The sequence below is a fragment of the Pseudomonas sp. YA1 genome (assembly GCF_058680555.1).
Map to the genome: position 1 here is coordinate 53,947 of NZ_JBZWBG010000020.1, position 19,825 is coordinate 73,771.

16 protein-coding genes are annotated in these 19,825 nt (G+C 66.9%); 4 read left to right on the forward strand and 12 right to left on the reverse strand.

Annotated elements, in window-relative coordinates; all coding sequences use genetic code 11:
• Positions 1–3: 3 nt before the first annotated feature.
• Positions 4–1,053: a phosphorylcholine phosphatase gene (gene pchP, locus AC4OR5_RS24935; protein ID WP_003110458.1), complete on the reverse strand. Its 1,050-nt coding sequence runs from the start codon at positions 1,051–1,053 to the stop codon at positions 4–6.
• Positions 1,054–1,203: 150 nt separating this feature from the next.
• Positions 1,204–2,121 (reverse strand): LysR substrate-binding domain-containing protein, encoded by a 918-nt coding sequence (locus AC4OR5_RS24940; RefSeq protein WP_004352313.1) that lies wholly within the window; start codon positions 2,119–2,121, stop codon positions 1,204–1,206.
• A 148-nt stretch (positions 2,122–2,269) separates the two neighbouring features.
• On the opposite strand from AC4OR5_RS24940, the gene AC4OR5_RS24945 reads away from it, so the two are divergent.
• On the forward strand, positions 2,270–3,736 hold the full coding sequence (locus AC4OR5_RS24945; protein WP_058160294.1) for a NorM family multidrug efflux MATE transporter: 1,467 nt from the start codon (positions 2,270–2,272) through the stop codon (positions 3,734–3,736).
• On the opposite strand, the gene AC4OR5_RS24950 is transcribed toward AC4OR5_RS24945, so the two are convergent.
• On the reverse strand, positions 3,648–5,324 hold the full coding sequence (locus tag AC4OR5_RS24950) for a putative bifunctional diguanylate cyclase/phosphodiesterase (protein ID WP_003121292.1): 1,677 nt from the start codon (positions 5,322–5,324) through the stop codon (positions 3,648–3,650). The genes AC4OR5_RS24945 and AC4OR5_RS24950 overlap by 89 nt on opposite strands.
• Before the next feature lie 187 nt (positions 5,325–5,511).
• Between AC4OR5_RS24950 and rep the strand changes: the two genes are divergently transcribed.
• From rep to AC4OR5_RS24965, 3 genes are all read left to right on the forward strand, one after another.
• Complete coding sequence (gene rep / locus AC4OR5_RS24955) at positions 5,512–7,521, forward strand: DNA helicase Rep (RefSeq protein ID WP_003110454.1); 2,010 nt, start codon at positions 5,512–5,514, stop codon at positions 7,519–7,521.
• A 134-nt stretch (positions 7,522–7,655) separates the two neighbouring features.
• On the forward strand, positions 7,656–9,374 hold the full coding sequence (locus tag AC4OR5_RS24960) for a thiamine pyrophosphate-dependent enzyme (protein WP_003163075.1): 1,719 nt from the start codon (positions 7,656–7,658) through the stop codon (positions 9,372–9,374).
• Between the two features lie 163 nt (positions 9,375–9,537).
• Positions 9,538–10,110, forward strand: a complete 573-nt coding sequence (locus AC4OR5_RS24965; protein WP_003110452.1) for a xanthine phosphoribosyltransferase — start codon at positions 9,538–9,540, stop codon at positions 10,108–10,110.
• Positions 10,111–10,117: 7 nt separating this feature from the next.
• Here the strand turns inward: AC4OR5_RS24965 and AC4OR5_RS24970 are convergent, their stop codons facing one another.
• The 9 genes from AC4OR5_RS24970 to AC4OR5_RS25010 form a co-directional block, all read right to left on the reverse strand.
• Positions 10,118–11,977: an acetyl-CoA hydrolase/transferase C-terminal domain-containing protein gene (locus AC4OR5_RS24970; RefSeq protein ID WP_003141992.1), complete on the reverse strand. Its 1,860-nt coding sequence runs from the start codon at positions 11,975–11,977 to the stop codon at positions 10,118–10,120.
• A 209-nt stretch (positions 11,978–12,186) separates the two neighbouring features.
• Complete coding sequence (locus AC4OR5_RS24975) at positions 12,187–12,615, reverse strand: c-type cytochrome (protein ID WP_003096511.1); 429 nt, start codon at positions 12,613–12,615, stop codon at positions 12,187–12,189.
• 203 nt (positions 12,616–12,818) lie between these two features.
• A complete protein-coding gene (locus AC4OR5_RS24980) occupies positions 12,819–13,367 on the reverse strand; it encodes a cupin domain-containing protein (RefSeq protein WP_003096513.1) in 549 nt (182 codons plus the stop codon).
• A 150-nt stretch (positions 13,368–13,517) separates the two neighbouring features.
• Positions 13,518–14,591, reverse strand: coding sequence for an alanine racemase (gene alr, locus AC4OR5_RS24985; RefSeq protein ID WP_015503844.1), 1,074 nt, complete (start codon positions 14,589–14,591; stop codon positions 13,518–13,520).
• A 90-nt stretch (positions 14,592–14,681) separates the two neighbouring features.
• Positions 14,682–15,035: a RidA family protein gene (locus tag AC4OR5_RS24990; RefSeq protein ID WP_003098273.1), complete on the reverse strand. Its 354-nt coding sequence runs from the start codon at positions 15,033–15,035 to the stop codon at positions 14,682–14,684.
• On the reverse strand, positions 15,010–16,308 hold the full coding sequence (dadA, locus tag AC4OR5_RS24995; protein WP_003098274.1) for a D-amino acid dehydrogenase: 1,299 nt from the start codon (positions 16,306–16,308) through the stop codon (positions 15,010–15,012). Before dadA ends, AC4OR5_RS24990 begins: the two co-directional genes overlap by 26 nt.
• Positions 16,309–16,664: 356 nt before the next feature.
• Positions 16,665–17,009, reverse strand: a complete 345-nt coding sequence (locus AC4OR5_RS25000) for a YdbL family probable chaperone protein (RefSeq protein WP_003096521.1) — start codon at positions 17,007–17,009, stop codon at positions 16,665–16,667.
• Positions 17,010–17,021: 12 nt separating this feature from the next.
• Entirely contained in the window at positions 17,022–17,213 is a 192-nt protein-coding gene (locus AC4OR5_RS25005; RefSeq protein ID WP_003096523.1) for a YnbE family lipoprotein, read from the reverse strand.
• Positions 17,214–17,233: 20 nt separating this feature from the next.
• Entirely contained in the window at positions 17,234–19,801 is a 2,568-nt protein-coding gene (locus tag AC4OR5_RS25010; RefSeq protein ID WP_058160293.1) for an intermembrane phospholipid transport YdbH family protein, read from the reverse strand.
• Between the last annotated feature and the right edge of the window lie 24 nt (positions 19,802–19,825).

Below are 19,825 nucleotides of genomic sequence, written 5' to 3' on the forward strand. Positions count from 1 at the left end.
CGCCTACTGGATCTGCTCCGGGGTGACGATCACCCAGTTCCTGTCCGCCGTCACCGGCAGGCCGGCCTTGGCCTGGGCGGCGGAATGCTGCTTGATCATGCCGTTGATCTGCTCCATGTACTTGGCCTTGCGGTTGACCCACAGGTGCACGCCGTTTTCCGCGGTGCCGTTGAACAGCATGTAACCGTCGCTGTCCGGGGTATCGCCGGCGACCAGGATCGGCCGCTTCCAGCGGTCGATGTAGGTGAGGATCGCAGCCTGCTTGCCAGCCATCCAGGTCGCCGGGGTCCACAGGTAGGGGGTCACCTCCAGGTCGAGGTTGGCCTTGGGATCGTACTTGCCCTCGGCGATCTGCTTGCGCGCGGTGGTCAGCTCGCCGGTCTTGCGGTTCTTCAGCAGGGTGGTGACGCCGATGACGTTCTCCGGCTTGGCGTTGTAGCCATACCTGGGGTCCGCCGCGACCATCCGCACCAGTTCCTCGTGGGCCGCGCTGATCACGTAGACCTCGATGCCGTTTTCCATCAGCTTGTTGTACAGCTCGCGCTGGCCGCTGAACACGCGCGGCGGCTCGACGTCGAGCGTGGCGAGCTTGTCGCCGTCGTAATAGGTGGCGGGGATCGGCTTGCCGTAGGCCATCAGTTCGTCGACATAGCCCTTCAGCTCCCTGAGGGTGAAGCCTGAGAACACCTGGGCGACCCAGGGATAGCAGACCATGTCGTCGATCTCGCAAAGCCGGTAGTAGTAGCTGAACAGGCTCTCCTTGTGCCCGGCCTGGTCCTTGAACGGGATCAGTTTCAGCGAAGGGTCGAGCCTGTCGCGGGTCAGCACGCCCTTCATTTCCAGATAGGGCAGCAGCGATTCTTCCAGGTCGTAGCGATAGCTGGTGTTGTCCATGTCGAACACGGCGTAGGCGCCCTTGTTCGCGTTGGCCTCGATCAGCGCATTCAGTTGCCTGGCGGCGGGGGCCGGCCAGTGCTCGAGTTCGGTGGCGCTGGCCTGGCCGACTGCGGCGGCGAGCGCCAGCGCGGCGAGTATTCCTTTGGCGAAGGTCATGGCGGGTTCCTTTGGGCGGTTGGAAGGAAGCTCCGTCCCCTGTCGCTCCCGACAGGCAACGACCAACGACCCTAGCGCAAACCCTGCGCCCGGCCCAGCGACGGCAGCGACCTGTAACGTCGCGTCAGCGCCAGGAGTTGTCCGGCGGCGTCACGCCAGCCGCTCGACGACGGGCAGACGCATCGCCGCCACCTCCGCGAGGAGGAAGTCGCGCAATCGCTGGAAGCGTTCCTGTCCCCTGCGGGCGCGAGGCCAGACCAGGTGATAGCTTTCGCCGCTGGCCACCGCCACCGGCCAGGGCAGGCCGATGCGGCCCTGGGCAACATCCTCGGCGACCATCACCAGGTCGCCGATGGACACGCCATAGCCTCGTGCGGCGGCGACGATGCCCAGTTCCAGCGTGTCGAACACCTGGCCGCCCTTGAGCGACACCTCGTCCCCCAGCCCGGTCCGCTGCAGCCAGCGTCGCCAGTCGCGACGATCCGGCGTGGGATGCAGCAACTCGCTGTCACGCAAGCGTTGGAGGGTCCAGGGCTCCACGGCCTCGTCGGGATCGCAGACCGGCACCAGCCATTCGGCGAACAGCGCTGCCGTTTCCCATTCCGGGCTGAACTGGCCGCTGCCCAGCAACACCGCGCAGTCGAAAGGCTCGCGCTGGAAATCCACCGAGTCCACATCCATCCAGGCACTGGTGAGCTGCACCTCGATATCCGGGTTCAGGTGGCGGAAGCGGCTCAGGCGCGGTAGCAGCCAGCGCAGGGTAAGGGTGGAAGGCGCCTTCAGGCGCAGGGTGGCGTCGTCCACGCGCAGGGCGGTGCAGGCCCGTTCCAGCGCATCGAAGCCGTCGCGCAGCCCAGGCAGTAGCAGGCGTGCCGGCTCGGTCAGCTGCAACTGGCGGCCATGGCGCTCGAACAGACGACAACCGAAGTGCTCCTCCAGGGTACGGATGTGCCGGCTCACCGCGCTCTGGGTTATCGCCAGTTCCTCGCCGGCGCGGGTGAAAGAGGCGTGCCGGGCGGCAGCCTCGAAGGCGCGCAGGGCATACAGCGGGGGCAGGCGACGGGTCATTGGGGAATTACCTCTTTCATGACTTTTACTCATGCCTGGCATCTTGTTTTTCCTTTTGTGGAGCCATGCCAGTCGCACCGAGAATAGCCGCATTCTCAACGCCGACAGGCCATCGCGGCAACCATCTCCTCCTGAGCCTTACTCATCCATGTCCTCGCCATCCCTCGTCGAACTCAAAGCCATCCTGCGCCTGGCGGGCCCGTTGATCGCCGCCCAGCTGGCCTATGTCGCCATGGTCTTCACCGACACCGTGATGATGGGCAAGCTCGGCCCCGACGCGCTGGCCGCCGGCGGCCTGGGCGCGGTCAGCTACGCCTTCGTCTCGACGTTCTGTGTCGGCGTGGTGGCAGCGGTCGGCAACCTGGTGGCGATCCGTCACGGCTGCGACGACGCCGCTGGCGCCGCCGCGGCCGCTCGCTCCGGACTCTGGGTCGGCGCCGCGCTGGCCCTGGCCGCCGGCCTGCTGCTATGGAACCTGCGGCCGCTGCTGCTGCTCTTCGGCCAGGCGCCGCAGACGGTGGACGGCGCCATGCAGTTCCTCCACAGCCTGACATTCGCCCTGCCCGGCTACATGGCCTTCATGGTCCTGCGCGGCTTCACCAGCGCCATTGACCGCGCCGGACCGGTGATGGCGATCAGCGTGCTCGGCGCGCTGGCCAACCTGGCTCTCAACTATTCCTTCATAGAAGGCCTGTTCGGCCTGCCGCGCCTGGACCTGGCCGGTATCGGCCTGGTCACCGCCCTCGTCATGAACTGCATGCCGCTGCTGCTGGCCCTGTATATCCGCCGGCAGCCGGCCTATGCCGAGTACTCGCTGCTGCGCGGACTGGGACGGCCGCAGCGGGCGATGGTCGAGGAGATCCTGCGCCTGGGGCTGCCCATCGGCGGCACCTACGCGGTGGAGTCGGGGATGTTCACGGTCGCCACCCTGTGCATGGGCATCATCGGCGATCACGCCCTGGCCGCGCACCAGATCGCCATCCAGGCGGTATACGTAGCGTTCATGGTGCCGGTGGGGTTGTCGTACGCCACCACCTACCGCATCGGCCAGCATTTCGGCGCCGGCCGCCTGCTCGAAGCACGCCGCGCCGGGCGCGTCGGCATCGGCTTCGGCGCGCTGTGCATGCTGCTCTTCGCCGGGCTCTTCTGGTGGATGCCGGAGGCGATCATCGGCCTGTTCCTCGACCGCGACGCCCCGGCCAACCGGGAGGTGGCCGCGATGGCCGTCTCGCTGCTGGCGATCGCCGCCTGGTTCGAGCTGTTCGACGGCACCCAGAACGTCGCCATGGGCGCGATCCGCGGTCTCAAGGACGCCCGCACCACCTTCCTGGTCGGCCTGGCCTGCTACTGGCTGGTCGGCGTGCCGCTGGCCTGCCTGCTGGCGTTCGCGGCCGGCTGGGGCGCCGCGGGCGTCTGGTGGGGGCTGGCCGGCGGCCTGGCCTGCGCAGCCATCGGCCTGACCCTGGCCTTCGAGTGGAAGACCGCGCGGTTGCTGCCGAAAGCCACGGCCAGCGAGACGTCGGCGCTCAATTGCCGAGCGGCTGGCCGCGGTGCGCCGAGCGTTCGCCGATGCCCAGGAAACGCGCCAGTTCCGCCAGCGGCAGCGGCGGACTGATCCAGTAGCCCTGCACCTGGTCGCAACCGAAATCGCGCAACTGCTCCTGCTGGCGCAGGGTCTCCACGCCTTCGGCAACCACTTCCAAGTTGAGGTTGTGCGCCAGGTTGATCATCGCCCGCACCAGTTGGAAGTTTTCCGCCCGCTGGTCCATGCCGCCGACGAAGCTGCGGTCGATCTTCAACAGGGTGATCGGCAGGCTATTGAGGTGGACGAAGGACGAGAAACCGGTGCCGAAGTCGTCCAGCGAAAAGCGCACGCCCAGTTGGCCGAGTGCCTGCATGGTCTGCAGCACCTGGTCGCTACGCCGCATCACGGCGGTCTCGGTCAGTTCGAACTCGAGCCAGCGCGCGTCGACGCCGTGCTCTTCGATCAACCGTTGCAGGGTCGGCAGCAACTGGCTGTCCTGGAACTGGCGGAACGACAGGTTCACCGCCATGTGCAACGGCTCCAGGCCGCGCCCGTTGAGCCACTGCATGTCGCGCAGGGCGCGGGCGATGACCCAGTAGCCGAGCGGCACGATCAGCCCGCTTTCCTCGGCCAGCGGGACGAACTCGCTGGGCGTGAGCAGGCCCCGCTCGCCGTGGCGCCAGCGCACCAGCGCCTCCAGGCCGACGATGCGCCCGCTGTCCAGGCACAGTCGCGGCTGGTAGTGCAGCTCCAGCTCGTCGCGACGCAGCGCCCGGCGCAGTTCGGCTTCGAGGTCGGCGAGGCTGCGCACGCCACGGTTGATGCGTTCGTCGAAGACATGGAAGGTGCAACCCTGGCGGCTCTTGGCCTGCTGCATGGCGATGTGCGCATGCCACATCAGCGGGTCGGCGCCTTCGTCGGCACGGGCGTGGGCGAGTCCCAGGCTGCAACCCAGCAACAGGCTCTCGCCATCGATCCAGTAGGGCTCGCCAAGGCATTCGACGATGCGTTCGGCGACCCGCTCGGCGCGTTGCGGATCGCGACGGGTGTCCAGCAGCAGGGCGAACTCGTCGCTGCCCAGGCGCGCCAGGCTGTCACCGTTCTCCATGAAGCCGCGCAGGCGGTTGACCACCTGCAGGATCAGGCGGTCGCCGCCCTGGTGGCCGAGGGAATCGTTGACGTGACGGAAGTTGTCCAGGTCGAGGTGGCCGAGCACCAGGCCACGCCCGTCGAATTCGCTGAGGCGCGCCGCGAGCAGGGTCTGGAAGCCCTGGCGGTTGGCGATGCCGGTCAGCGGATCCTGCTCGGCGAGCAGTTGCAGGGTCGCCTGCAAGCCCAGGCGCTCGCGCGCGTAGCGCAGGCAGCGGCGCAGGCTGTCCTCGGAAAGCTGTTCGGCGGCCAGCCAGTCGACCACCCCGACCGGCGCCTGCGCCGGCTCCTGCTGCAACAGCAGGATCACCGGCCAGGGGCAGGGAGTCCCCAGCGGCAGGCAGGCCGGCGTGGCCAGGAGCAGCCCGCGGGGCTCGGCGGCGAACAGGGTGGCCGCGCCCTCCCAGGTGGTGACGATGCTCAGCGAAAAGGCAGGCCCCAACGCTCTCAGGCGTTCACCTAGCAGTGGCGCCCAGTCCGGCGTATCCGCCAGAAGGAGCAGGCGCAAGGGTTCTGCGGGCGCTGACAAGCAACCTCCAAAGTTTTAAGAATCTTCGTAAAGAACGAACGGCATCATCCTAATGCGGTAGGGAATCTACAGCAAAATGGCGTGAACGATCTCGGGATCGGTCACAGCTTGCACGCTAATTCTCGCGGATGCCAGCCAGCCTGTTAGAATACGCCCCCGCTTCAACCCTCTCTTCCGGCCTGTTCCTATGTCCCGACTCAATCCCCGGCAGCAAGAAGCCGTGAACTACGTCGGCGGTCCCCTGCTGGTCCTGGCTGGCGCCGGCTCCGGCAAGACCAGCGTGATCACCCGCAAGATCGCCTATCTCGTCCAGCAGTGCGGTATCCGCGCCCAGTACATCGTCGCCGTGACCTTCACCAACAAGGCCGCGCGGGAGATGAAGGAGCGCGTCGGCACCCTGCTGCGCGGCGGCGAGGGCAAGGGCCTGACCGTCTCGACCTTCCACAACCTCGGCCTGAACATCATCCGCAAGGAACACGAGCGGCTCGGCTACAAGCCCGGCTTCTCGATCTTCGACGAGTCGGACATCAAGGCGCTGCTGACCGACATCATGCAGAAGGAGTATTCCGGGGACGACGGCGTCGACGAGATCAAGAACTACATCGGCGCCTGGAAGAACGACCTGATCCTTCCGGAGGAGGCGCTGGAAAAGGCCCGCAATCCCAAGGAGCAGACCGCCGCGATCGTCTACCTGCATTACCAGCGCACCCTGCGCGCCTACAACGCGGTGGACTTCGACGACCTGATCCTGCAACCGGTGAAGCTGTTCCAGGAACATCCGGACGTCCTCCAGAAGTGGCAGAACAAGGTGCGCTACATGCTGGTGGACGAGTACCAGGACACCAACGCCAGCCAGTACCTGCTGGTCAAGCTGCTGGTGAAGGACCGCGCCCAGTTCACCGTGGTCGGCGACGACGACCAGTCGATCTACGCCTGGCGCGGCGCGCGCCCGGAAAACCTGATGCAGCTGAAGGAAGACTTCCCTTCGCTGAAGGTGGTGATGCTGGAGCAGAACTACCGCTCCACCAGCCGCATCCTCAAGTGTGCGAACGTCCTCATCGCCAACAACCCGCACGTATTCGAGAAGCAGTTGTGGAGCGAGATGGGCCACGGCGATCCGATCCGGGTGATCCGCTGCCGCAACGAGGACGCCGAGGCCGAGCGCATCGCCATGGAAATCCTCACCCTGCACCTGCGCACCGAGCGGCCGTACAGCGAGTTCGCCATCCTCTACCGTGGCAACCACCAGGCCAAGCTGATGGAGCTGAAGCTCCAGCACCACCAGATTCCCTATCGGCTCTCCGGCGGCACCAGCTTCTTCGGGCGCCAGGAAGTGAAGGACCTGATGTCCTACTTCCGCCTGCTGGTGAACCCCGACGACGACAACGCCTTCCTCAGGGTGATCAACGTGCCGCGCCGGGAAATCGGTTCGGCGACCCTGGAGAAGCTCGGCAACTACGCCACCCAGCGCAAGATCTCGATGTACGCCGCCTGCGACGAGATGGGCCTGGCCGAGCACCTCGACAGCCGTTTCCACGAACGCCTGCAACGCTTCAAGCGCTGGATGGACGGTATCCGCCGACAGTGCGCGGAGAACGAGCCGATCGCCGTGCTGCGCAGCATGGTGATGGACATCGACTACGAGAACTGGCTGCGGCAGAACGCCTCCAGCGACAAGGTCGCCGAATTCCGCATGAGCAACGTCTGGTTCCTCATCGAGGCACTGAAGAACACCCTCGAGCGCGACGAGGAAGGCGACATGACCATCGAGCAGGCCATCGCCAAGCTGGTCCTGCGCGACATGCTGGAGCGCCAGCAGGAAGAAGAGGAAGGCGCCGAAGGCGTGCAGATGATGACCCTGCACGCGTCGAAGGGGCTGGAGTTCCCCTACGTATTCATCATGGGCATGGAGGAAGAGATCCTGCCCCACCGTTCCAGCATCGAGGCCGACACGGTGGAAGAGGAGCGCCGCCTGGCCTACGTCGGCATCACCCGCGCGCGGCAGAACCTGGCGATGACCTTCGCCGCCAAGCGCAAGCAGTACGGCGAGATCATCGACTGCTCGCCGAGCCGCTTCCTCGACGAACTGCCCCCCGAAGACCTCGAATGGGAAGGCATGGAAGACGCCCCGCAAGAGGTCAAGGCGGCCAAGGGCAACGCCGCCCTCGCCGACATCCGCGCCATGCTCAAGCGCTGAGCCCGCCGCGCCCCCGACTGTCTCGATTTTCACAAAAGTGTCTTGCCCGATGCCTAGCCTCGGGCGAGGAACTTTTGCCGCTCCACGCGCGACCAAAATTAGCTAGCTAACGAATTCCATTCGAGGACAGCTTCATGTCGAGCAAGAAAGTCGCCGAGATCGTCGTGGAAACCCTGGAAGCCGCCGGCATCCGCCATTGCTATGGCATCGTCGGCGACACCCTCAACCATGTCACCGACGCCATCCATCGCAGCCAGATCCAGTGGGTCCACGTGCGCCACGAAGAGGCGGCGGCCTTCGCCGCGGGCGCCGAGTCCTACATCAGCGGACGCCTGACCGCCTGCGCCGGCTCCTGCGGACCGGGCAGCCTGCACTTCATCAACGGCGTCTACGAGGCCCAGCGCAACCGCGCGCCGATGGTGCTGATCGCCAGCCAGATCGTCACCCCGCAACTGGGCATGGAGTTTCCCCAGGAGGTCGACTTCAAGGCGGTCTACGCCAGTTGCTCGGTGTTCTGCGAGCAGGTGCACAGCCCGGAACAGGCGCGCCGGGTGGTGGCCCTGGCCTGCCAGGCGGCGCTCAACCGGCGCGGCGTGGCGGTGGTGATCCTGCCGGCCGACATCAGCCAGGCCACGGTGAAGGACGACCTGCCGTTCTCGGTGCATTTCCCGCAACCGGTGCTGCGCCCCAGCGACGCCGAACTGCAGGACATCGCCCGCCTGCTGGCCCACGGCAAGAAGATCGGCATCTACGCCGGCTCCGGCTGCCAGGGCGCCCACGACCTGCTGGTGGCCCTCGCCGACCGCCTCAAGGCGCCCATCGCGCACACGTCGCGGGCCAAGGACTTCGTCGAGTACGACAACCCCTTCAACATGGGCATGACCGGTATGCTCGGGATCGAGTCCGGCTTCCACATGATGACCGAGTGCGACACCCTCCTGCTGCTCGGCGCCGACTTCGCCTGGGCGCAGTTCTATCCGCAGAAGGCCACCCTGATCCAGGTCGACCGCGACGGCAGCCACCTGGGCCGCCGCCACCCCGTCGATCTCGGCGTGGTCGGCGACGTGATCCCCACCCTCGAGGCGCTCCTGCCGCTGCTCGAAGCCCGCGAGGAGCGCAGCTTCCTCGACGAATGCCTGGAGCACCGCGAGCGCTCGCTGCGGACGCTGGAAAAAGAGGAGCAAGCCGGCAAGGGCGAGCTGATCCACCCCCAGCACCTGGTCAGCCTGCTCGACCAGCACGCCAGCGAGGACGCCCTGTTCACCGCCGACGGCGGCTCGGCGATGGTCTGGCTGTTGCGTCACATCCACAGCAACGGCAAGCGCCGCACCCTCACCAGCCTGGTCCACGGCACCATGGCCAACGCCATGCCCCAGGCGCTGGGACTGAAGAAGGCCTACCCCGAGCGCCAGGTGATCTCGATCTCCGGCGACGGCGGCCTGGCCATGCTGCTCGGCGACCTGCTGACGGCCATCCAGGAAAAACTGCCGATCAAGGTAGTGGTGCTGAACAATGCCTCGCTGAACTTCGTCGAGCTGGAACAGAAGGTCGAGGGCCTGCTGGACAACTACACCGACCTGCTCAACCCGGACTTCGCCCGTCTCGCCGAGGTGATCGGCTTCCACGGGCGCAAGGTGACCCGCTCCGAGGATCTCGAGGCGGCGGTGCAGGAGTTCCTCGCACAGCCCGGTCCGGCGCTGCTGGACGTGCATACCAACCCTGCGGAGCTGGTGATGCCGCCGAAGATCGAGTTCGGCCAGGTCGCCGACACCGCCCTCTACGCCGCCAAGGCCGTGCTCAGCGGGCGCTTCAAGGACGTCGAGACGCTACTGGTGAACAACCTGCTGAAATGAGCCGGCAGCGGCGCGGCCCGCCTGCCACGGGGCCGCGCCGGGCAGGCGCGGATTCCTGACCGCTCGATCATGTTCGCTCGTCCGAGAGAACGTCGCGCGCGGCGCCGGCTGGCGGTACAATGCCGCGCTTCATCAGCGACAGCCGCTTCGCAGGAAGCCACCCGTGGACATTCTCAAAGACAAAATCCGCTCGGAAGGCATCGTCCTTTCCGAGCACGTACTCAAGGTCGACGCCTTTCTCAACCACCAGATCGACCCGCAGTTGATGCAGCAGGTCGGTCACGCGTTCGCCACGCGCTTCCGCGACCAGGGCATCACCAAGATCGTCACCATCGAGGCTTCCGGCATCGCCCCGGCGGTCATGGCCGGCCTGGAGCTGGGCGTCCCGGTGATCTTCGCCCGCAAGTACCAGTCGCTGACCCTGAAGGACAACCTGTACATCTCCAAGGTGTTCTCCTTCACCAAGCAGACCGAGAGCACCATCGCCATCTCGGCCAAGCACCTGAACGCCCACGACCACGTGCTGGTGATCGACGACTTCCTCGCCAACGGCCATGCCGCCAAGGCGCTGATCGACCTGATCGGCCAGGCCGGCGCGAGCATCGCCGGGCTCGGCATCGTCATCGAGAAATCCTTCCAGGATGGCCGCGCCCTGCTGGAAAGCGAAGGCTACCGGGTCGAGTCCCTGGCCCGGGTGAAATCGCTGGCCGGCGGCCAGGTCGAGTTCCTCGACTGAGCGCCACTCAGCCCCGCTCTTCCTGGCTGGCCCGCAGGCCGGCCAGCAGCAAGCGCTGGTAGAGTTCCTCGCGAAGCCCCTGCGGATCGTCCAGATCCATGCGCCGCAGATGCGCCGGGTAGGCTTCTGGCTCCGGCGCGTCCAGGGTCGCCTTGCCCAGTTCGAGGATCTCGCTCAGCTTCAGCTTGCGCTTGAGCCAACCCAGCGCCCGCAGCAGGTCCTGCTCGACCTCGTCGAAATCGCTGCCCAGGGGAAACTCCGGCAGCGCCGCTGCGTGGGCCTGGTGCAAGGCCTGCAGGCGCTCCGGGGTATTGTTGCGATAGCGTTCGGGCAGGACGAAATCCTTCGGCAGCTTGCCGGCCGACTGGGCCTGCTCGGCCAGCGCCTGCTGGAAGCGCGAGTCGGCGATGGCCAGCAGCGCGGCGATCACTTCCGCGTCGTTCTTGCCGCGCAGGTCGGCGATCCCATACTCGGTCACCACCATGTCACGCAAGTGCCGGGGAATGGTGGTGTGGGCGTACTGCCAGACGATGTTCGAACTGACTTCCCCGCCGGATTCGCGCCAGCTACGTAGCATCAGGATCGAACGTGCGCCCTCCAGCTCGTGGGCCTGGGCGACGAAGTTGTACTGCCCGCCGACGCCACTGAGCACCCGGCCGTCCTCCAGCTGGTCGGCGACCCCGGCGCCGAGCAGGGTCACGGTGAAGGCGCTGTTGATGAAGCGCGCGTCGCGCCGCTGCAGGCGCTTCAGCTCTTCCTGGCGGTACAGGTTGTTGACGAAGCCGATGCCGGTCATGCCGATCCCGGCGCGCTCTTCCAGCGACATCTCACGCAGGCGCCGGTAGAACGCCAACGGACCGAGGAAGAAGCCGCCGTGCAGCCACACCCCGCCCTCCTCCGGCGCCTCGCCGCGCTCGGCAGCACGCTGTCGCGCTTCGTCGGGGTAGACCCGGCGGCTCAGCACGCCGGCCTCGGCCAGCGCCAGCAGACCCGGCACGAACATCTCGCTGCAACCGTAGAGCCCCCGGCGGAACGGCTCCAGACCGCCGTCGCGCTCGACCGTCTCGGCCCAGCGCGCACGCACCCCCAGCTCGTCGATCAACGCCCGGTAGGTGGCGTTGTCGCGCTGGCGCAGCAGCAAGGCGGCGGTCAGCGCGTCGCCCATCGAGCCGATGCCGATCTGCAGGGTCCCGCCGTCGCGGACCAGCGCGCTGGCGTGGAGGCCGATGCAGTGGTCCTGCAGGTTGACCGGCATGTTCGGCGTGGAGAACAGCCGGCTGCTTTCCGCCGGCGCGTCGATCAGCAGGTCGAATACCGACTCCTCGACCTCGGCGTCGCCCGGCAGGTAGGGCAGGTCATCGTGGACCACGCCGATGGCGACGATGGTCTCGCCGGCGGCGCGACGCTTCTCCAGCATCGGCAGGAGGTCCAGGGTGATATCCGGGTTGCAGGCCAGGCTCAGCTTGCCCGGCCGCTCGGGATGCCGCGCCACCAGTTGGGCCACCGCGTTGACGCCCTTGGCGTTGATGTCGCGGGCGACGTGGCTGTAGTTGCAACTGATGTAGTGCTGCTGCGCCGGCGCGCTGTCCAGCAGACTGCCGGGCTGCAGGTAGAACTCCTCGACGCGGATGTTCGCCGGCAGTTCGTCGCGGCGCAGGGCGTGCAGGTAATCCAGCTCCGGGTAGTCGGCGAAGACCCGTTCGGCGAAAGGCTCGAGGAAACGCCGTTGCAGGTCGCCGCCAGCGGCGGGACGCCCCAGGGAAAGCGCGGTATACAGCGTCAGCTGGCGCTCCGGCAGGGTCCGCAGGCGCTGGTACAACGCATTGACCAGTCGGTTGGGCTTACCCAGCCCGAGGGGCAGGCCCATGCGGATCGGGCCCTCGATAGTCTGCAGCAAGTGATCGACTGCGGCGTCGATGGAACAGGTTCGGCTCAAGACGATGCCCTCCGGCGAATGGGTAGCCGGAAGTTTGGACCCTGTTTGCCGGCGGGACGATCCGCCAGCGGGAAAAACCCGCACCGCGGATACGAAAAAGCCGCCAGGAGGCGGCTTTTCGCGACACGGTTCCGGCGTTGTTACAGGCCGGACATATGCTTGATCGCGGCTTTCAGCTCGTCGTCCGAGCAATCGGCGCAGGTGCCTTTCGGCGGCATGGCGTTGATACCGGAAATCGCCTTGGCCAGCAGGCCATCGAGGCCGCCCTGCTCCTTGGCGCGCTTGCCCCACTCGGCCTTGTCGCCAACCTTCGGCGCGCCCAGCAGGCCGGTGCCGTGGCAGGTGTTGCAGGTCTTGCCGACGATGTCTTCGCCGGAACGCGCACCGCCGCCACCGGCGGCTGCCGCGACGGCGCCGACGCCTTCGCATTCCTTGCCTTGTACGCAGACCTTGCCTACCGGCTCGAGGCGCTTGGCGATCGCATCGTCAGTGGTCGTAGCCTGAGCGCTTACAGCCCACAGGGCCAACACGGCAGCTTGGGCCGCCAGCATTTTTTTAATCAGGTTCACCCTTACACCCTCATCGTGGCTTATCACACCCGGGCACGATACCGATCACTGCGGGCCGCGCGGGCGGGCGCAAGTATAACGGCAAAGAAAGCCCGGCAGAAACAATTGCACACCCTCGCAAAGCCTTGCGGCATTAGGTCGCAGCCCCGCATGCCCCTTGTCGGCCGGCGCCCTTGGGGCCCGGCGGGGTCTTGTGCTTCAGGTCAGAAATTTGCGGGCGTGGTGGCGCTGATCAAGCGTGCCGGCACATCGTAGGGATTGCGAAAACGGTGCGGCTTGTTGCTCTCGAAATAGTAGCTGTCGCCGCGCTCGAGCACATAGGTCTCGCTGCCGACGGTCAGTTCCAGGCGCCCGTCGACCAGCACCCCGGCCTCCTCGCCTTCGTGGTTGAGCATTTCCTCGCCGGTGTCGGAGCCCGGCGGGTAGGTTTCGTCGAGGAAGGCGATCGCCCGGCTCGGGTGCGCCTTGCCCACCAGACGCATGGACACCGCGCCGCTGGAAATGTCGATCAGTTCGTCTGCCTTGTAGACAACCTGGGTATGGCTGTCCTGCTCCAGGTCCAGGGAGAAGAACTCCACCAGGGACATGGGGATACCGCCCAGCACCTTCTTCAGCGAACTGATGGAAGGGCTCACGCTGTTTTTCTCGATCATCGAGATAGTGCTGTTGGTGACACCCGCCCGTTTGGCGAGTTCGCGCTGGGAAAGACCTTTGAGCTTTCGGATGGTTTGCAGACGAGCACCGACGTCCAAGGGTGGAGTCCTCCTTATTCTTCTGGCAGGCAAGGCAAAACGAGGCCGCACACGGCTGGCGACCCCAAGTCGGCCGTATCATGGCAACACTGTTCAGTATTTACAACAGATCGGTCGACATGCCTGCGCAAAGAATTCGGAAAGTTTTTCTCAAGCCCCGGAATAGACGCGCGGCACCCTTTTCAGGTTGCACAGCAGCTGGTAGGGAATGCTGCCGAACTGCGCCGCCAGGGCGCCGACCGGCACGTTCGGGCCCCATAGTTCGACCCGGCTGCCCAGCCCGGCCTGGGGATGGTCGGTAAGGTCGACGGTGAGCATGTCCATCGATACCCGGCCAACCAGGCGCCCCGGCTTGCCGTCGATGAACACCAGGGTGCCGTCGGCGGCGTGCCGCGGGTAGCCATCGGCGTAGCCCATGGCGACCACGCCGATCCGCTGGCTACGCTCGGTGCTGTAGCGCGCGCCGTAGCCGACCGGTTCGCCGGCCGGCAGGTCGCGGACGCTGATCACCTTCGATTCCAGGGTCATCACCGGGCGCAAGCGGTCGGCCAGCGGATGTGCGCGCTCGAACGGCGTGGCTCCGTAGAGCAGGATGCCCGGACGTACCCAATCGCTGGGCACCTTCGGCCAGCCGAGCACGGCTGGCGAATTGCGCAGGCTGATCTCGCCTTCCAGGCCCTGGCTCGCGGCCGCGAAGGCGGCGAGCTGTTCCTCGGTGCGCGGGCAATCCAGTTCGTCGGCGCGGGAGAAGTGACTCATCATCACGATCTTCGCCACCTTGCCGCTGGCCCGCAGGCGCTCGTGGGCGGCGCGGAAGTCCTCGGGGAAGAAGCCGACACGGTGCATGCCCGAATCCATCTTCAGCCAGACGTTCAGCGGGCGGTCCAGGCTGGCGCGTTCGATCGCCTCCAATTGCCAGGCGCAATGCACCACGCACCAGAAGTCGTGGGCGACGATCAGCTCCAGCTCGGACGCCTCGAAGAAGCCCTCCAGCAGCAGGATCGGCTGGCGGATACCGGCCTCGCGCAGCTCCAGGCCCTCCTCGATGCAGGCCACGGCGAAGCCATCGGCCTCGGCCGCCAGCGCTTCGGCACAGCGCACCGCGCCGTGGCCGTATGCGTCCGCCTTGATCACCGCGAGCGCACGGGCGCCGGTGGCCTCGCGGGCCAGCCGATAGTTGTGACGAAGGGCTTGCAGGTCGATCAGGGCACGGGCGGGGCGCATGGCGACGGGTCTCTCTTCAGCGAGGCGCGGCATCGCGCACCTTTCATCAGGCGAAAAAAAGCCCGGCTCTCCGGCCGGGCCAGACAAAACTCAGGGCAGCGCAGCGACCACCGACATCTCTACCAGGATCTCCGGCTCGCAGAGCTTGGCTTCGACGGTGGCCCGCGCCGGCGCGACGCCGCGCGGCAGCCACTGGTCCCAGACGCGGTTCATGCCTTCGAAGTCGGCGTCGATGTCCTTCAGGTAGATGGTCACCGAGAGGATCCGGGTCTTGTCGGTGCCGGCCTCTTCCAGCAGACGCTCGATGGCCGCCAGGGTCTCGCGGGTCTGCTGCTCGACGCCCGCGGACATGTCCTCGCCCACCTGGCCCGCCAGGTAGACGGTGCCGTTGTGGACGACGATCTGGCTCATACGCTCGTTAGTGTGCTGGCGCTGGATGGGCATTCTTGGCGTTCTCCGGGGAATTGCTGTAGCGGGAAATATCCAGGCCTTCGGTGCTGATCTGCGGGCGCTTCTTCGCCATCAGGTCGGCCAGGTAGCGACCCGACCCGCAGGCCATGGTCCAACCCAGGGTGCCGTGGCCGGTATTGAGGAACAGGTTGCGGTAGCGGGTGGCGCCGACGATCGGGGTGCCATCCGGGGTCGCCGGGCGCAGGCCGGTCCAGAAGGTCGCCTGGCTGATGTCGCCGCCCTCGGGATAGAGGTCGGTGGTGATCATTTCCAGGGTTTCGCGGCGGCGCGGGTTCAGCGACAGGTCGAAGCCGGCGATTTCCGCCATGCCGCCGACGCGGATGCGCTGGTCGAAGCGGGTGATCGCCACCTTGTAGGTCTCGTCGAGGATGGTCGAGGTCGGCGCCATCTCCGGATTGGTGATCGGCACGGTCAGCGAGTAGCCCTTCAGCGGATAGACCGGAGCCTTGATACCCAGCGGCTTGAGCAGTTGCGGCGAGTAGCTGCCCAGGGCCAGCACGTAGTGGTCGGCGGTGAGCAATTCGCCGTTGACCAGCACGCCGTTGATGCGGTCGCCGGCGAAGTCCAGGCGTTCGATGTTCTGGCCAAAGCGGAACTCCACGCCCAGGCCCTTGGCCATTTCCGCCAGGCGGGTGGTGAACAGCTGGCAGTCGCCGGTCTGGTCGTTGGGCAGGCGCAGGGCGCCGACCAGCTTGTCGGCGACCTTGGCCAGGGCCGGCTCGACGCGGGCGATGCCGTCGCGGTCGAGAACCTCGTAGGGCACGCCGGAGCGCTCGAGCACGGCGATGTCCTTGCCGGCGGCGTCCAGCTGCGCCTGGGTGCGGAACAGTTGGGTGGTGCCGAGGGTGCGGCCCTCGTAGGCGATGCCGGTCTCGGCGCGCAGTTCGTCGAGGCAATCGCGGCTGTACTCGGACAGGCGGACCATGCGCTCCTTGTTCACCGCGTAGCGCTCGGCGGTGCAGTTGCGCAGCATCTGCAGCATCCAGGCGTACTGGCTGGGATCGGAGGTGAGCTTGATGGCCAGCGGCGCGTGCTTTTCCAGCAGCCACTTCATGGCCTTCAGGGGGATGCCCGGGGCTGCCCAGGGCGAAGCGTAGCCGGGAGACACCTGGCCGGCGTTGGCGAAGCTGGTTTCCAGCGCGGGACCGTCCTGACGGTCGACCACCACCACCTCGAACCCGGCTCGGGCCAGGTAATACGCACTGGCGGTACCGATGACACCGCTGCCAAGGACCAGAACTCGCATTGTCGCCTCCCACGTCGCGGAGGAACCGCGGACGTTTGTTATTTTGAGCGTGTAGATGCGCGCAGTATAGGAAGAGGCAGGCAGAAATAATCACCAATTTTAGGCGACTACTCAGGTAAAAAACCGGACAAGGAGGGGTTTTACCGAGGCGCATCCACCATAAAACTGGAAAAATACCGCATATTTAAATGATCGAACTCAGGCCGGGAGCCGCTTTTTCGGGAAAGCCTGTCGCAGAATCCATGGAAAACGACAGGAGTCCCTGGGGGAAGCGCTCGCGACAGGAAAAATCCCGCGGACGCTGCCCGGCCCTTGCGACCGGAGCAGCGTCCCAGAGCGCTCGCAGAGCCTTCGCGCTATTTCTTCACCCACTTGCCGCCAACCTGGACGTACTGCCCGGCAGGGGTTTTCTCCATCGCCTTCTTGCCGGCCATGGCCTCCACGTCGGCCAGCGAAGCGCCGCTGCTGTTGGCCACCTTCTGGTATTCGGCGCGGCGCGCGGCATTGATCTGCGCGGCGATGTCCGCCGCCTGGCCGCTGTTGCTGACCACGCCAAGGTAACCGTCCGCCTGCTCGCCGACCAGGCCCTGGGCCTTGGCGCCGCCAAGGGCCGACATGGCCTGGCCGAGGTCCATCGCCATGGCGGAAAGGCTGATGCCGAGGGCCAGCAGGGCGATACCGAGTTTGCTACGGGTTGTCATGGATCCGCTCCTTTAGAACAGGCCGCTGTTCTCGTTGATGATGCCGTCCAGAGCCTTGTCGACCTTGATGTAGATCTCGTGCTCGATTTTCACGTTGAGATTGATGTTGATCGGCTCGCTGGGAGCCGCCAGCTGCACGGTGGGCGTGCAGGCCATCGTCAGGCTGCCCAGCAGCAGGACAGCGAATAGAGCGCAGAGGCGCATCGGGGGTTCTCCTGTATGGCTCATGGCGCCGAAGCCTTGCGTTTCTGCATGCGCTCCTGCACACGTTGGCGAATGGTTTCGCTGACCCGGTCGCTCAGTTGCAGGCTGGTCAGCAGTGCCGGGATATCCTCCTCCAGGTTGACGTTGAGGTTGACCGGGCGCCCCTTCTCCAGGTCCGGGTTGCTGCCCTGCAAGCGCAGGCCGAGCAACAGCTTGCCGCTCTCATGATAATCGACGCTGCTTTGCAGGACGTCGTAGTGGAAATCGTCGAGGGCATCGGCGACCAGCTTCATCCCCGGGTTGCTGCGCCCCAGCGCCTCGATCTTCGCCGAGCGGAAGCGCAGGTAGCCGGGCTCGCGGGCCTTGACCTGGCCGCCGGAGACGCTGGGCTTCCAGCGGTTCAGCATCAGCGGCAGCTCGCCGTCCAGGGTGCCTTCGCCGGCCAGGCCCTCCGCCGGATAGACCCGGAAAATCTCGCCGAGTTGTATGCCCTGGATACGCAAGGCGAACTTCTGCTCGGCCTGACCCAGGCGGATGCTCCCCGCGGGGACCGAGGCCTGCCCGCCGAACAGGCCGCTCTGCAACGTCTGCCAGCTCAGGCGGCCGCTGCCCGGCGCGGAAAGCGGGGCCTCGTAGCGCCCGCGGAAACTCACCGGCCCCAGCGGCAGGCCGGGATTGGCCTCGGCCAGGCTCAGGCCGGGGCTGTCCAGGCTCAACTGACCGCCGCGCAGGCGCAAGGCCAGGCTGCCGCCCAGCCCCTTCAGCTCGCTGCGGTCGTAGATACCGTCGAGGCCTTTCAGGGTCAGGTCCAGGTCGAGGGACGAGCCACCCGCCGCGTCGAGCTTCCAGCCGGCCGCGGCGGTCGCGCGCCCATTGCCCAGTTCGAGCAGCCCCGGCCAGTCGGCGAGGGTCGCGGCCAGCGGATTGCCGGTACGGAAGAACACCTCGGCCAGCCTGGCGGAGAGTGCCAGGGGCGTCTTCGCATCGCGCTGCAGCTGGATGTCCGCCGCCAGCCCCGCACCGTTGCTCAGCCGTCCCTTCAGGCTGGTGCGCTCGAGGGTGGTGTCGAGCGGCCCCTCGAAGGTCCAGGCCAACGGCTTGAGGTTGGCCTGGCGGAGTTGTCCGACCTGCGCCTGCAGCGGCCCGGCGAAATGCAGCGCCAGCGGCTGGTAGGCCAGTTCGAGAGCGGTCCCGGCGAGGTCGAGGCGGGGCTGGCCAAGGTGCAGCGTCGACGGCTCGGCCAGGGACGCCGCCTGCAACCGCGCGCCCCTGCCGAAGGAGAGGTTGGCGCGCTGCCCGTCCAGCCGGCCCTCCAGGGGAATCTCCGCGACCAGTCGCTCGGCTTTCCAGCCCTGGTATTGCAGGCGCGGCGCGTCCACCTGCAAGCGCCCCTCCACCAGCCTGGCGGCCCACGGCGAGATGCCCAGCAGGTCGAGCCGCGTCTCCAGCTTCAGCGTACTCGCGCCCTCGCTGGTGAACGCCAGGCGCAACGCGGTGACGCTATCGGCATCGCGCTCCAGCGGCTCGCTGCGCAAGCCCAGCGCGCTCGGCCGCAACTCGGCCGGCAGCGCCTGCAACCACTCGCCGTGCAACCGGCTCAGGCGCAAGTCGCTGCGCAGCTGGCGTGGCAACCAGGCGCCCTCGTCTCCATCCAGTTGGACTTGCAGTTCGCCCTGTACATTACCCAGACCGGGCAGCGGCCAGGCTTGCGGAGCCTGCACCAGCAGCGCCGCCGAGCCACCGCCGTCGAGCACCCGGCGCGGCTCCAGCCAGTCGCTGCCAGGCGCCAGGCGGATCGTCCAGTCCGCTTGCAGACGCAGGGCTTGCGGTGCGTCGGGCAGGCGCTGCGCTTCCGGCAGCCAGCGATTGAGCCAGACCACCAGGCCACGGGTGTCGGGCAGGCCGGGCGCCTCCAGGCGCCCCTGCCAGAGGCCGTCGCCATCGGACGGCGCGAGCTGGCTGTCCAGCGTCAGCAGCGCCTGCCGGTCGAGTTGCGCGCGCGCGCGCAGGCGCCAGCCGGTAGGCTCCTCGAAGAGCTGGGCGTCGAGCTGGGCCTGCTGCGCCTCCTGTTGCAGGCGCAGTTGCGCAGCCAGCGGAAACAGCGCTCCCGACGGGCGGCCGATATCCAGTCCGCCTTCCTGCTCGCAGCGGCCGGCGGGACAAGGCAGGTCGAGATGGAAGCGTTCGAGGTGGATCTGTTCCGGCAGCCAGGCGAGGGTCTCGCGCAGGGACGTCCAGTCCAGCGCAGGGGAGTCGTCGTCGGAACTCGCGGCAGCCGGTTGCCAGGCGAGCGCCACTTGCTCCACGCGCAGGCCGGGTAGACGCGGACGCCAACCCGACAGCCCGGGCCAGCGCAGCAGCGCGTGTTCCACGTCCAGTCGCAGGCTGGCGCCATCCGCGCCGCGCCGCTCCAGCGCCAGCCGTCGCAGCCCGATGCCTTCGGCGGACAGGCCCAGGCCTTGCCACTCCAGGCGCTCGACACCCTGCTCGCGCAACAGGCTGCGCCAGGCATGCCAGCCGTAGCCGAACGCCAGCAGCAACAGCACTGCAAATACCAGCAGCAACGTCGTCCTTCTGCGCAAACGCATGTCCTACCTCTGTCCGTTGCCGAC